This window comes from Micromonospora noduli (assembly GCF_003264475.1).
Lineage (GTDB): Bacteria > Actinomycetota > Actinomycetes > Mycobacteriales > Micromonosporaceae > Micromonospora > Micromonospora noduli.
In genome coordinates, this window is the sequence record NZ_PYAC01000042.1 from 439,880 (window position 1) to 452,802 (window position 12,923).

14 protein-coding genes are annotated in these 12,923 nt (G+C 70.0%); 12 read left to right on the plus strand and 2 right to left on the minus strand.

Translation table 11 applies throughout. The features are described 5' to 3' along the window. Positions 1–342 precede the first annotated feature (342 nt). The 5 genes from MED15_RS31020 (at position 343) to MED15_RS31040 (ending at position 7,422) form a co-directional block, all read left to right on the plus strand. A complete protein-coding gene (locus tag MED15_RS31020) occupies positions 343–1,779 on the plus strand; it encodes a TldD/PmbA family protein (RefSeq protein WP_112737630.1) in 1,437 nt (478 codons plus the stop codon). A 182-nt stretch (positions 1,780–1,961) separates the two neighbouring features. Beyond that, positions 1,962–3,368: a TldD/PmbA family protein gene (locus tag MED15_RS31025; protein WP_112737632.1), complete on the plus strand. Its 1,407-nt coding sequence runs from the start codon at positions 1,962–1,964 to the stop codon at positions 3,366–3,368. A gap of 245 nt (positions 3,369–3,613) precedes the next feature. Next, a complete protein-coding gene (locus tag MED15_RS31030; protein WP_091406234.1) occupies positions 3,614–4,420 on the plus strand; it encodes a hypothetical protein in 807 nt (268 codons plus the stop codon). A gap of 12 nt (positions 4,421–4,432) precedes the next feature. After that, positions 4,433–6,361: a fumarate reductase/succinate dehydrogenase flavoprotein subunit gene (locus MED15_RS31035; RefSeq protein WP_112698527.1), complete on the plus strand. Its 1,929-nt coding sequence runs from the start codon at positions 4,433–4,435 to the stop codon at positions 6,359–6,361. After that, a complete protein-coding gene (locus MED15_RS31040) occupies positions 6,358–7,422 on the plus strand; it encodes a succinate dehydrogenase/fumarate reductase iron-sulfur subunit (RefSeq protein WP_112604992.1) in 1,065 nt (354 codons plus the stop codon). Before MED15_RS31035 ends, MED15_RS31040 begins: the two co-directional genes overlap by 4 nt. 151 nt (positions 7,423–7,573) lie before the next feature. Here MED15_RS31040 and MED15_RS31045 read toward each other — a convergent pair whose 3' ends face one another. Next, positions 7,574–8,017 carry a (deoxy)nucleoside triphosphate pyrophosphohydrolase gene (locus MED15_RS31045; protein ID WP_112583734.1) on the minus strand — a complete coding sequence of 148 codons (444 nt, stop codon included), beginning with the start codon at positions 8,015–8,017 and terminating at the stop codon, positions 7,574–7,576. A gap of 184 nt (positions 8,018–8,201) precedes the next feature. On the opposite strand from MED15_RS31045, the gene MED15_RS31050 reads away from it, so the two are divergent. After that, positions 8,202–8,510: a 4a-hydroxytetrahydrobiopterin dehydratase gene (locus tag MED15_RS31050; RefSeq protein ID WP_112604995.1), complete on the plus strand. Its 309-nt coding sequence runs from the start codon at positions 8,202–8,204 to the stop codon at positions 8,508–8,510. Here MED15_RS31050 and MED15_RS31055 read toward each other — a convergent pair. Then, positions 8,497–8,919, minus strand: a complete 423-nt coding sequence (locus tag MED15_RS31055) for a VOC family protein (protein WP_112737634.1) — start codon at positions 8,917–8,919, stop codon at positions 8,497–8,499. The two genes, MED15_RS31050 and MED15_RS31055, sit on opposite strands and share 14 nt — an antisense overlap. Positions 8,920–9,146: 227 nt before the next feature. Between MED15_RS31055 and MED15_RS31060 the strand changes: the two genes are divergently transcribed. The 6 genes from MED15_RS31060 (at position 9,147) to MED15_RS31085 (ending at position 12,874) form a co-directional block, all read left to right on the plus strand. Then, entirely contained in the window at positions 9,147–10,031 is an 885-nt protein-coding gene (locus tag MED15_RS31060) for a LysR family transcriptional regulator (RefSeq protein WP_112583737.1), read from the plus strand. Further along, positions 10,028–10,783 (plus strand): class I SAM-dependent methyltransferase, encoded by a 756-nt coding sequence (locus MED15_RS31065; RefSeq protein WP_112583738.1) that lies wholly within the window; start codon positions 10,028–10,030, stop codon positions 10,781–10,783. The genes MED15_RS31060 and MED15_RS31065 overlap by 4 nt, the downstream gene beginning before the upstream one ends. A 10-nt stretch (positions 10,784–10,793) precedes the next feature. Further along, a complete protein-coding gene (locus MED15_RS31070; RefSeq protein ID WP_030337500.1) occupies positions 10,794–11,156 on the plus strand; it encodes a PH domain-containing protein in 363 nt (120 codons plus the stop codon). Positions 11,157–11,379: 223 nt separating this feature from the next. Continuing rightward, a complete protein-coding gene (locus MED15_RS31075) occupies positions 11,380–12,111 on the plus strand; it encodes a class I SAM-dependent methyltransferase (RefSeq protein WP_112583739.1) in 732 nt (243 codons plus the stop codon). Between the two features lie 99 nt (positions 12,112–12,210). Next, positions 12,211–12,411, plus strand: coding sequence for a hypothetical protein (locus tag MED15_RS31080; RefSeq protein WP_112583740.1), 201 nt, complete (start codon positions 12,211–12,213; stop codon positions 12,409–12,411). A 115-nt stretch (positions 12,412–12,526) separates the two neighbouring features. Next, entirely contained in the window at positions 12,527–12,874 is a 348-nt protein-coding gene (locus tag MED15_RS31085; protein ID WP_146766762.1) for a hypothetical protein, read from the plus strand. The last annotated feature ends 49 nt before the right edge of the window (positions 12,875–12,923 follow it).

The following is a 12,923-nucleotide window of genomic DNA, read 5'->3' on the forward strand; positions in this document are numbered from 1 at the left end:
GCGGGGGCTGGTGCGCCCACCGCCACCAAGGTCGCGCTCGAACCAGGATCTAGTGGCATCGCCGACGCGCCGATACCACTACAACCAGGATGTTGCGCGATCTTGTGCTCGCACGTCGGCTGCGACCTCGTCGATCCGGCGTGAGCTGCACTGGGCAGGTGATTCCCGCCGGCATTCCTGGGCACGCGGTGCCATGGACCGAGTCGGACCCTCCCACTACGTGGAGCGGTCGACGGCCAAGGCCGGCGAGGTGTTGGAGTTGACGGAGCCGGTGCGAGCCACCATTCGGCCGGAGGATCTGCTGGCCTGACGGGTGTCGGTCGGCTGGCCTAGGGTCGGTCCATGACCGAGTTCGACGCGGCCGCCGCCGCCGTCCAGGCCGCCCTCGACGCGGGCGCGCGGTACGCCGACGCCCGGGTGATGCACCGCCGCTACGAGTCGATGACGGCGCGCAACGGTGACGTGGAGGAGCTGACGCAGGACGAGAGCATCGGGCTCGGGGTCCGAGCGTTGGTCGGGGCGAGTTGGGGCTTCCACGCCGTACCCGATCTGTCGGACGCCGCAGCCCGCGACGCCGGCCGGCGCGCGACGCGGACCGCCATGGCGAGCGCGCGGGTGCCGGGCCCTCCGGTCGACCTGGTGCCGGTCCAGGCGGTCATCGCGAGCTGGGCCTCCGGCTGCCAGATCGATCCGCTCGGGGTGCCCCTGTCGGACAAGGGCGATCTGCTGGTCGACGCGACCCGCACGATGGCCGAGCACGGCGCGGACCTGGCCGAGGGCCTGTACCAGATCTGGGACACCGCGAAGTGGTTCGTCTCCAGCGAGGGCCACCGGATCGACCAGCGCATCCGCGAGTGCGGTGGCGGCATCTCGGCCACCTCGATCGGTGACGGCGAGACGCAGCGCCGGTCCTGGCCGAGCTACCGCGGCCAGTACGGCACCACCGGGTGGGAGCTGGTCGAGTCGCTGGATCTGGCCGCGCACGCCGCGCAGATCGCCGAGGAGTCCCGGGCGCTGCTCACCGCGCCGCCCTGCCCGGCCGGCGAGACCGATCTGATCCTCGGCGGCGAGCAGTTGGCCCTGCAGATCCACGAGTCGGTCGGGCACGCCATCGAACTGGATCGGATCCTCGGCTGGGAGGCGGCGTTCGCCGGCACGTCCTGGCTGGACCTGGCCCAGCTCGGCTCGCTGCGTTACGGCTCGGAGCTGATGAACATCACCATCGACCCGACCATCCCGGGTGCTCTGGGCAGCTTCGGTTTCGACGACGAGGGCTCCCCGGCGGTCAAGCGGGACGCGGTCCGCGACGGTCGCTGGGTGGGTGTGCTCGCCGGCCGGGATTCCGCCGCGATGGCAAACCTGGACTACGGCGGCAGCGTACGGGCCGACGGGTGGGCCCGGCTGCCGATGGTGCGGATGACCAACGTCGGCCTGGAACCCGGCCCACACACGCTGGAGGAGATCATCGCGGCCACCGACGACGGCGTGTTGATGGACCTCAACCGGTCCTGGTCGATCGACGACAAGCGGCTCAACTTCCAGTTCGGCTGCGAGGTCGGCTGGGAGATCAAGAAGGGGCGGCGGGGGCGGATGCTGCGCAACCCCACGTACACCGGGATCGGTCCGCTGTTCTGGCGCTCGATGGACATGCTCTCCAGCGAGACGGTCTCCTGGGGCACGCCCAACTGCGGCAAGGGCCAACCCGGCCAGGTCGGGCACACCGGCCACCCGGCCGCGCCGGCCCGGTTCCGCAACGTCCGGGTGGGGGTTTCGGCGTGAGCGCGAGGAGTGAGCCGGGTTTGCGAGCCCCGCAGTCACGAACGAAAGGCGGCTCGGCGTGAGCGCGAGGAGTGAGCCGGGTTTGCGAGCCCCGCAGTCACGAACGAAAGGCGGCTCGGCGTGAGCGCGAGGAGTGAGCCGGGTTTGCGAGCCCCGCAGTCGCGAACGAAAGGTGGCTCGGCATGAGCGGGCAGACGGAGTTGGAGCTGGCCGGGCAGGTCGTGGAGCTGGTTCGGCGTCTTGGCGGGCCGGCCGCGCAGGCCGAGGCGGTGGTGACGCGGGCGGACCTGGCGCTGACCCGGTTCGCCAACTCGGGCATCCACCAGAACGTCTCCGAGTCCACTGTCGGGGTCCGGCTGCGGGTGCACGTCGACGGTCGGACGGCTGCCGGTGGCGGCAGCGTGGTCACCGCCGACGGGTTGTCCGCCCTGGTGGAGCGCACCCTGACCGTGGCCCGGCTCTGCCCGCCCGACCCGGGTTGGCCGGGGCTGACCCCGCCCATGCCCATGCCGGACGCCCCGCCCGTCGACGAGGCCACCGCGCACGCCGAGCCGGATCAGCGGGCCGATCGGGTGGGGGCGTTCGTGGCCGCCGCCGGGGGCCTCAGCACCGCCGGTTACTGCCGCACCGCACACCGCTCGTCGGCGTTCGCCAACTCGGCCGGGCACTCGGCGTACGGCCGCTCGGTGGAGGCTGCGATGGACGGCATCGCCCGCCGTGACGGCGCGGACGGGGTGGCCCGGCGCAGCACCGACCGGCTGTCCGACCTCGACGGCGCCGAGTTGGGCGCGCAGGCGGCCGCGAAGGCGCAGGCGGCGGCCGACCCGGTCGAGCTGCCGCCGGGGCACTACGAGGTGGTGTTCGAGCCGGCCGCCGTGGCGGACCTCCTGCAGAACCTGTCCTTCTACGGCTTCAACGGCAAGCGCTACGCCGAGCGGCAGTCGTTCGCCGAGCCGGGCGCGGCCCAGTTCGACCGGGCGGTGACCCTGGTGGACGACCCGCTGGGCGGGTCCGGGTTGCCGTTCGACGCGGAGGGCACCGGCCGACGGGCGCTGACACTGGTCGAGGCGGGCACCACCCGGGCGGTGGCGCACGATCGCCGAACTGCCGCCGAGGCGGGCGCGGAGTCCACCGGGCACGCGGTCGCGGGGGGTGCCACCTGGGGCCCGATGCCCCGTAACCTGCGGCTGACCGGCGCGGTGGCGGGTCCGGCGAGTGCGGTGGGCCGGAGCACCACCGGCGCGGCGGCCGGGGCTGTCGTCGACGCGGACACCGCCGCGTTGGTGGCCGGCGTACGCCGAGGGCTGCTGGTCACCGACCTCTGGTACACGCGGGTGCTCGACCCGAAGAGCCTCGTCGTCACCGGGTTGACCCGCAACGGCGTCTGGCTGATCGAGGACGGCACTGTCGTCCGGGCGGTCCGTGACCTGCGGTTCACCGAGTCGTACCCGCGGGCGCTCGGGCCGGGGGCGGTGCTCGGGCTGGGGGCGCGGGCGGTGCGCCAACCGGAGCGGGTGGACGGTGCCTGGTGGGCGGCGCCCTCAGTGCGGCTGGCGTCCTGGCACTTCACCGGAGGCGCCTCCGGCTGACGTTCTCGACCGCGGGCGCCAAACCGGCGTGTCGAGGGCTTTTCCGCAGGCCAGACACACGGGACACTCCCTTGCGCGGACGGCTCGCAGAGATCGGCGTAACGTGTGTCACTTAGCTGCGTCGGTCGATCCGGCGTGGTCGTTGGTGTGCGCATGACGTGGCAGCGGGTGCGGGTTCGCCGGTCCGCGTGCCGACCGGAGAGAGACCAGCCCGCCCGTACGGGCCCGTCGAGGAGACGACTCGAATGACTTCAACGGCAACGAGGCCGAGGGGGGCGCGGGCGCGCGCCGCCATCGCGGCGAAGACGTTGCGTACCGACCGATGGTGGTTCGCCCCGCTGATCACCGTGATCGGGCTCAGCGCCTGGGTCGCGTACGCGACCGTCCGGGTTTTCCAGCATGACAACTACTGGGTGGACGCGTACCACTATCTGACGCCGTTCTACTCCCCGTGCGTGACCGACCGGTGTGTCGAGGCAGCCTCGCACTTCGGCCGGTTCCTGCCCGGCTGGTGGATCATCCCGGACGCCGCGCTGACCCTGCCGTTCCTGCTGCTGTTCCGGCTCACCTGCTACTACTACCGCAAGGCGTACTACCGGTCGTTCTGGCTGTCGCCGCCGGCCTGTGCCGTGCCCGACGGGCACAAGGAGTACGGCGGTGAGACCCGTTTCCCGCTGCTCGGGCAGAATCTGCACCGCTACTTCTTCTACGCCGCCGCGATCATCTCGCTGATCAACACCTGGGACGCGATCCTCGCCTTCCACTCGCCGAAGGGCTTCGGCTTCGGGCTGGGCAACATCATCCTGGTACTCAACGTGGTGATGCTCTGGGCGTACACGATCTCCTGCCACTCCTGCCGGCACATCATCGGCGGCCGGCTCAAGCACTTCTCCAAGCACCCGGTGCGGTACAAGGCCTGGACCTTCGTCTCGGCGTTGAACGTCCGGCACATGCAGCTCGCCTGGATCACCCTCGGCACCCTGGCGCTGGCCGACTTCTACATCATGGCGCTCGCGGCCGGCTGGTTCTCCGACCTGCGGTTCATCAACTAAAGGGCCCCTGACATGACCACAACCACTCGCATCGAACGACACCACTACGACGTCGTCGTCATCGGGGCCGGCGGCGCCGGTCTGCGCGCGGCGATCGAGGCCCGGCTGGCCGGCAAGAAGACCGCGATCATCTCCAAGTCGCTGTTCGGCAAGGCGCACACGGTGATGGCCGAGGGCGGCGCGGCCGCCGCGATGGGCAATGTGAACAGCCGGGACAACTGGCAGGTGCACTTCCGCGACACCATGCGTGGCGGCAAGTTCCTCAACAACTTCCGGATGGCCGAGCTGCACGCGAAGGAGTCGCCGCAGCGGATCTGGGAGCTGGAGACGTACGGTGCGCTCTTCGACCGCACCAAGGACGGCAAGATCTCGCAGCGCAACTTCGGTGGCCACGAGTACCCGCGCCTGGCGCACGTGGGCGACCGGACCGGCCTGGAGCTGATCCGCACCCTCCAGCAGAAGATCGTCTCGCTCCAGCAGGAGGACCAGCGGGAGTTCGGCTCGTACGACGCCCGGATCAGGGTGTTCTCCGAGACGACCATCACCGAGCTGCTGCTCGACGGCGACCGGGTGGCCGGCGCGTTCGGCTACTACCGCGAGTCGGGCGAGTTCATCCTCTTCGAGGCGCCGGCGGTCGTGCTGGCCACCGGCGGCGTCGGGCGCTCCTACAAGGTCACCTCGAACTCCTGGGAGTACACCGGGGACGGGCACGCGCTTGCGCTGCGGGCCGGGGCGACGCTGATCAACATGGAGTTCCTCCAGTTCCACCCGACCGGCATGGTCTGGCCGCCCTCGGTGAAGGGCATCCTGGTCACCGAGTCGGTGCGTGGTGACGGTGGCGTCCTGAAGAACTCCGAAGGCAAGCGGTTCATGTTCGACTACGTCCCCGACGTCTTCCGCAAGCAGTACGCGGAGACCGAGGAGGAGGCGGACCGCTGGTACACCGACCCGGACAACAACCGGCGTCCACCGGAGCTGCTGCCCCGCGACGAGGTGGCCCGCGCCATCAACAGCGAGGTCAAGGCCGGCCGGGGCTCCCCCGCCGGAGGTGTCTTCCTGGACATCGCGAGCCGACGTTCGGCCGACGAGATCCGCCGTCGACTGCCGTCGATGTACCACCAGTTCAAGGAGTTGGCCGACGTCGACATCACGGCCGAGCCGATGGAGGTCGGCCCGACCTGTCACTACGTGATGGGCGGTGTCGAGGTTGACCCGGATTCGGGTGCCGCCTTCGGCCACGTACGCGGGCTGTTCGCCGCCGGTGAGGTCTCCGGTGGCATGCACGGCTCCAACCGACTCGGTGGTAACTCCCTGTCCGACCTGCTGGTCTTCGGCAAGCGGGCGGGCGGGCACGCGGCCAGCTACGCCGACGGGCTGACCGCCCGGCCGAAGGTGGCCGTGCACGAGGTCGAGGCGGCCGTGGAGACTGCCCTCGCGCCGCTGCAACGGGACACCGGCGAGAACCCGTACACCCTTCAGCAGGACCTCCAGGCGGTCATGGGTGACCTGGTGGGCATCATCCGCAGGGAGGGTGAGCTGGCCGACGCGTTGGTCCGGCTCGCCGAGCTGCGTGAGCGGGTGGCCAAGGTGAGCGCGGCCGGCGGTCGACGCTACAACCCGGGCTGGCACCTGGCCTTGGATCTGCGCAACATGCTGGTGGTCTCGGAGTGCACCGCGAAGGCGGCGCTGGAGCGGCAGGAGTCGCGCGGCGGGCACACCCGGGAGGACTACCCGGCGATGGAGCCGAAGTGGCGGCAGGTCAACCTGGTCTGCGCGCTGGACGGCGACACCGTGCAGCTGACCCGCAAGCCGCTGCCGAAGATGCGGCCGGAGCTGATCGGCCTCTTCGACCGGGCCGAGCTGGCCAAGTACCTCACCGACGAGGAGCTCGCCGACTTCGACGCCCTCGTTGCCGACGCTGGAGAGGCGGACAACCGATGAGCGGGAAGCGTCAGTTCCGGATCTGGCGGGGCGACGAGAGTGGCGGTGACCTCCAGGACTACATGGTGGAGGTGAACGAGGGCGAGGTCGTCCTCGACGTCATCCACCGCCTGCAGGCCACCGACGCGCCCGATCTGGCCTGCCGGTGGAACTGCAAGGCCGGCAAGTGCGGCTCCTGCTCCATGGAGATCAACGGCAAGCCGCGGCTGGGTTGCATGACGCGGATGTCGACCTTCGGCGACGACGAGACCGTCACGGTCACCCCGCTGCGTACCTTCCCGGTCATCCGGGACCTGGTCACCGACGTCTCGTTCAACTACGAGAAGGCACGGGAGACCCCGGCGTTCGCCCCTCCGGCGGACGTGGCCCCGGGTGACTACCGGATGCAGCAGGTCGACGTGGAGCGCTCGCAGGAGTTCCGCAAGTGCATCGAGTGCTTCCTGTGCCAGACCGTCTGCCACGTGATCCGCGATCACGAGGAGAACAAGCAGGCGTTCTCCGGCCCGCGGTACTTCATCCGGGCGGCCGAGCTGGACATGCACCCCCTGGACGCCCGGACCGACCGCAAGGAGTACGCGCAGGCCGAACAGGGCCTCGGCTTCTGCAACATCACCAAGTGCTGCACCGAGGTCTGCCCCGAGCACATCAAGATCACTGACAACGGGATCATCCCCATGAAGGAACGGGTCGTCGACCGCAGGTACGATCCCCTTGTGTGGCTTGGTAGCAAGATCTTCCGTCGGGGCGAGACGCCCCAGACCAGCGTGACCACCGCCCGTCAGGGCTCGGCGACGCCGGGCTCCGCCCGGGGTGGGTTGCACTCGCACGCGGGTGGCTCCCACGACTCGCGGGCTGAGGCGCAGGCGCAGAGCGGCGTCAACTGGCACCGGGAGGTGCCCCACCCGACCGCGCCAGCGGTCGACGACCGGGGCAAGCTGCCGCTGACCGAGCTCACCTTCGACCGGGCCGCCGCGCCGTCGCCGTTCGGCGACGACGTGACCTTCCCGCTGCCTCCGGAGCACCTCAACTTCGCTCACCCGGAGCAGGACAACAAGCACTAACCACCTGAACAACAACGGGGGTCGTGGCAGTTGCCACGGCCCCCGTCCCACTTCCCGCACCCCCAGCGCGCCCCCCACCCCACCCCACCGCTCCCGGTGATCATGAAGTTGTTGCCACGACACGCCGTCCGCAGTGGCAATAACTTCATGATCAACGTGAGGTGAGCAGGAGGGGGCGGAGGGCAGCCACGATGGGAGCGTCGGCGGGGAGCCAGGTGACCGAGTCCAGTTCGTCGGCGGTTAGCCAGCGGAGCGCCTCGTGCTCCAGCGCCTGGGGCTGGTCGCCGCCGAGCAGGCGGGCCGCGTACACCTTGAGCACCGAGCGGCCGTGCGCCATCCGTACGTTGCGGCCGACCCGGGCGCCGATCTCGACGCGTACGGCCAACTCCTCGGCGCACTCCCGGATCAACGCGTCGGTCTCAGCCTCCCCCGGCTCGACCTTTCCGCCCGGAAACTCCCACATGCCCGCTACCTCGGGTGGGGCGGAACGCGCACAGGCGAGCACCCGCCCATCCCGGATGATCGCCGCACCGACGATCACCTTCAGGTCCCGTCGTTCGGCCTGCCCGCCATCATTCGCCCGTTCGGTCCGCACGGGCGTCCAGGGTGCCAGATCAATCGGCGGTTTGGGTACCGTAGCCGTCCGCTAGGCCAACAAGACACGGAAGTGTGGGCGTGGACACCCCCCTCCGAGCAGCGAGAGACTAGGAGACACCGACAAGACACGGGATGGCGACGATTTGGCCACAAGCCGGCAACGGCGCTTGGGGGGTGCGGTGATGCGCGTGCTGTTCAACAGCAGGGCCAAGCACGACTACCTTTCCGACGCGTTGACCTTGCTATCTGGTTGGACGCGCGAGGGCGAGCAGATCCGACGGACGCTCGTGATCGACGATACCCAACACGCCGCACTAACTGAACGGGTCAAGGTCGTCGCGGATGCGCTGCATCTGCGGCCCGAGATCAGCCGCCGGGCCGACAGCACCCAGATCCGGGTCGGGCACGGCAGCGGCGAGCCGCTGACCGAGGGCGAGGTGCTGTTGGCCGCCCGCATCGAGGACGCCTACCGGGCGGTCACCGAGGCCTGACTTCCGTCTCCGAATCCGACCCGGCGTCCTGCGGGTACCAGCGCAGCTCCACCGAGTTGCCGTCCGGGTCCCGCACGTAGATCGAGGTCGCCGAACCGCGGGCACCGAACCGTCTGACCGGGCCGGTCAGCACCGTGAAGACCCCCGACTCGATCACCTGTTTCCAGTCCAGTGGTGCCACCACCAAGCAGAAGTGGTCCACGTTCGCGCCCTGCGGCTCACCTCGGACGAGGTCGATGATGCTGTCGGGGCTGATCCGCACCGACGGGAACGGGGCGGTGCCCGCGCGCCACTCGTCGACCCGTACCGGTGCCAGCCCGAGCCGGCCGCAGTAGAAGTCCAGGGACCGTTCCACGTCGGCGACGGTCAGCACCAGGTGGTCGAAACCGGTTACCCGCACCGCGCTCACGCCTCCTCCAGGTGGGCCGCCGCGCGCAGCCAGTCGCTGCACGGGGCCGGGTCGATGTCGCCGATCTCGCGCAGTGGGCCCGCCAGGCCGGCCAGGTAGTCGTCAATGCTCACGTCAGAGCCTTTCGCTCGGTGTTCCCTGCCGCGTTCACGATCCCCGGACGAGGGACGCCGACCAAGACCCGATGCCGCTACGATCGTTGCCCACAGGTCAACGATGGGAACGGTGTGCTGGAGCGGTACGAGGTCGAGACGTTCCTGACCCTCGCGGAGGAACTGCACTTCGGCCGGACCGCCGAGCGGTTGACAGTCAGCACCGGCCGGGTCAGCCACATCGTGAAGAAGCTGGAGCGCCGGATCGGCGCACCGCTGTTCGCCCGCACCAGTCGGGTCGTTCGGCTCACCCCGATCGGCCGGCAGCTCGCCGACGAGCTGGCCCCGCTGGTGGCAGGCATGGACGAGGCCGTCCGCCGCGCGACCGACGCCGCCCGGGGCGTGACCGGGACGCTACGGGTGGCGTTCCTCGGCGAGTGGACCGCGCCGGTGCTGCTCCGGGCGGTTGCCCTGTTCGGTGAACGGCACCCCGACTGCCGGGTGGAGGTGCACGAGGCGCAGTTGTCCACCACCCGATCGGGGCTGCTCGACGGCGAGACCGACGTGTTGATCGCCTCGTACCCGTTCGACGGGATGGCCACCGGCCCGGCGCTGCTCTCCGAGGACCGGGCGCTGGCGGTGGCGGCGGGTCACCCGCTCACCCGGGAGCGGTCGGTGTCGTTGGAGGTGCTCGCCGACCACCCGGTGGTGCAGTACCCGACAGTGACCTCGGTGGAGTTCAAGCGGGACCGCACCCCGGAGCGCACCCCGTCCGGCCGGGCGGTGCCGAAGGGGCCCGCCGGGAACACCTTCTCCGAGATGCTGTCCCTGGTCGCGCTGGGCCGGGGAGTGCTGCCGGTGGGCGAGCACACGCGGCGCTACTACCCGCGCCCCGACGTGGCGTACGTGCCCATCCACGACGCGCCACCGATTGAACGAGGGCCGGTCTGGCTGCCCAGCAACACCACCACCCAGGTACGCGAGTTCGTCCGCGCCGCGACCGACGCGAACCCCCGATGAGGCACGCCGAGTTCCGCCACCACCGGCTGGTCCAGGTGTACGACGCGGAGTGCCGGTGGGGGCCGGACGACGACTTCTTCCAGAAGGTGGTCGACAAGACCCCGGCCGCCCGGGTGCTCGACCTCGGCTGCGGCACCGGCCGGCTGACCATTGCCCTCGCCGCCGCCGGCCACACCGTCACCGGTGTGGACCCGGCCGACGCGTCAGTGGCCGCCGCCCGCGCCAAGCCGGGTGGTGAGCGGGTGACCTGGCTCGCGGGCACGTCGGCGCTGCTGCCGGAGCGGGCGTTCGACGTGGCGGTGCTGACCAGCCACGTCGCGCAGTTCTTCGTGGACGATGCGGAGTGGGCGCGTACCCTCGCCGACCTGGCCCGGGCGCTGGTGCCCGACGGCCGGCTGGTGTTCGACGCCCGCGACCCGGCGGACCGTCGCTGGGAGCTGTGGAACCCGGTGGATTCGCACCGGTTGGTCACGCTGCCCGACGGTGGCGAGGTCCGCGCGTGGACCGAGGTCACCGGGGTACGCGACGGAGTGGTCGACTTCACCCACCACTACCACTTCGACGACGGGGAAGAGCTCCTGAGCTCGGCGAGCCTGCGCTTCCGCACCGAGGCCGAGCTACGCACCTCTCTGACCAGAGCGGGCTTCATCGTGGATCGCGTTCACGGGGGCTGGCACGGCGAGCCCGTCGGCCATGGCGACGGCGAGTTCGTGGTCCTCGCCCGGGTGGGCACGTTGGCACCGGTTTTCTAGCCTGGATCACATGGCGAACATCGCGTACGACCGCAAAGAGCAGGTCCAGCAGATTGAGAGTGGCCTCCTCGAAGGCGAGCAGATCATCGCCGTCTACGACGCCGTCGGCACCGGCACCGGGTTCATCGGGCTGACCGACCGCCGCGTGATCATCCAGGACCGGTCCTTCGTCGGGAAGCGGTTCGCGATCACCAGCATCCCGTACTCGAAGATCACCAGCGTGAGCGTGGTCAGCAACAAGTCATGGGGTGGTTCGTTCTTCTCCACCGGCGCCATCGCCATCCACGTCGGCACGCACACCTATGAGGTGGAGTTCCGTGGCGCGCAGAAGAGCCACCACGTGCACAACGTGATCCTGCACCACATCTCCTGACCGCACGTCCCGTCGTGGGCCCGGCTGGCGTAATTGCCTTGCCGGGCCCGCGGCGTCTCTGGTGTCCTCGGTCGACAGCCGCGCGAAGGGAGCAGCCGCCATGCCCAACACGACGAAGTCCCCCGAACCAACCGTCATCCGACCCGAGGAATCGAGACTTCGTGAGCAGAACTGTTCCCCTGGCGCTGCTGGGCGCCACTGACACCAACCTCGGGGGCCGCTGATGTCGGTCTTCGACGATCCCGGCCTCTTCGGCCGGCTCTGGGCCGCCGACTACGACGGCCCGGGCAACCCCGACCCGGCGCCCGCCGTGGACTTCCTGGCCGAACTGGCCGACGGAGGTCCGGTTCTCGAACTGGCGATCGGCACCGGCCGGGTCGCGCTGCCGCTGGCCGAACGCGGCCTCGCCGTGCACGGCGTCGAGGCGTCCGAGGAGATGCTCGCGCAGTTGCGGGCGAAACCCGGCGGTGACCGGATCCCGGTGGTCGTCGCCGACATGGCGGATGTGCCGGTGGCCGGTGAGTTCCGGCTCGCGTACCTGGTCTTCAACACCCTGTTCAACCTGGTGGATGCCGAGCGGCAGGCGGACTGCTTCCGCAACGTCGCCCGGGTGCTGTCGCCGGGCGGCGCGTTCGTCATCGAGACGTTCGTGCCCGACCCGCGCAGCTTCGACTCGGACGAGCAGGTGCAGGTGCGTGAGGTCACCGAGGACTCCGCGACGATCCGACTGCACCGGTACGACCGGCCGGCGCAGCGGTTCATCCGGCAGACGATCACGTTCGACGCGGACGGTGTGCACCTGAAGCCGTTCGCCATGCGGTACGCCTGGCCGCACCAGATCGACGAGATGGCGCAGCAGGCCGGGCTCCAGCTCGCCGAGCGGTACGCCGACTGGCACCGACGACCGTTCCAGACCGACAGCCCGTCGCACATCTCCGTCTACCGGGCGGAGTAGCGGTTTGATCGGCTCGGGTTCCGGAAAGTCCGGGTGTCATCGCCCCGACGTCAAGGAACCCGAGTCGATCTGCCGCCGCCGGAAAGGTGAGATGCCGCCATGAGCAGACGAGCCATCCAGGTAGTCCTGGCCCTGTCGGTCGTCCTGATGGTCACCGGCATCATCCTCAAGGTGACCGGGGACGGCGGGGCCGACACGGCCGGCACGGTGGCGGTGTCGCTCGCCTCGGTGGGTTCGATCGTGGCGACCATCGGCTCGTCCTTCCGCAATACGCGCGGAAACGACGGCCCGCAACGGTGATCCGGCCAGTTCGCTGTCCGATCAGACGGACACGCCGGGCCGAGGTGTGGAGCGCGGCCAGCAGCAGCGGTGGCTGGGCTTCGATCCCCGAGGGCATGGGCGTGGATGTGTCACTGTGGGCACGACGACCTGTCACCGTGTGACCTGGGTCGATCTCGGTCATTGGAAGCGGGTGCCCATGATGACCAAACGAGTCGAACGAGCCGTCCTGGGGCTGGCGCTCGGCCTGCTAATTGTCGGCTGGGTCCTTCGGGACAACGAGCACGGCAGCGCCCATACGGTCGGCCGGGTGCTGGTGCCCCTCGGCTGGATCTGTTGCATCGTCGCCGGTTTCAGCCAGTCCCGTCGCGGCAAGCGCGAGAACGACCGGCTACGCGCGGCGCTGCTCGGCAGCCCCACCACAACGGGAGCAGACGAGCGCCCGGACCGTCCTCCCGGCGAAGACGACCGCCCGAGCCGGTGATCCGGCCTTTCACCCTCGGCTGATTCTGCTGGTAGCAGTAGGTGTTGAT

Bases quoted from the DNA above. Each gene is read 5' to 3' on its own strand.
- MED15_RS31030 (WP_091406234.1), top strand. From the start codon at position 3,614: ATGACTTCAACGGCAACGAGGCCGAGGGGGGCGCGGGCGCGCGCCGCC.
- MED15_RS31035 (WP_112698527.1), top strand. From the start codon at position 4,433: ATGACCACAACCACTCGCATCGAACGACACCACTACGACGTCGTCGTC.
- MED15_RS31065 (WP_112583738.1), top strand. From the start codon at position 10,028: ATGAGGCACGCCGAGTTCCGCCACCACCGGCTGGTCCAGGTGTACGAC.
- MED15_RS31020 (WP_112737630.1), top strand. From the start codon at position 343: ATGACCGAGTTCGACGCGGCCGCCGCCGCCGTCCAGGCCGCCCTCGAC.
- MED15_RS31040 (WP_112604992.1), top strand. From the start codon at position 6,358: ATGAGCGGGAAGCGTCAGTTCCGGATCTGGCGGGGCGACGAGAGTGGC.
- MED15_RS31080 (WP_112583740.1), top strand. From the start codon at position 12,211: ATGAGCAGACGAGCCATCCAGGTAGTCCTGGCCCTGTCGGTCGTCCTG.
- MED15_RS31075 (WP_112583739.1), top strand. From the start codon at position 11,380: ATGTCGGTCTTCGACGATCCCGGCCTCTTCGGCCGGCTCTGGGCCGCC.
- MED15_RS31050 (WP_112604995.1), top strand. From the start codon at position 8,202: ATGCGCGTGCTGTTCAACAGCAGGGCCAAGCACGACTACCTTTCCGAC.
- MED15_RS31025 (WP_112737632.1), top strand. From the start codon at position 1,962: ATGAGCGGGCAGACGGAGTTGGAGCTGGCCGGGCAGGTCGTGGAGCTG.
- MED15_RS31070 (WP_030337500.1), top strand. From the start codon at position 10,794: ATGGCGAACATCGCGTACGACCGCAAAGAGCAGGTCCAGCAGATTGAG.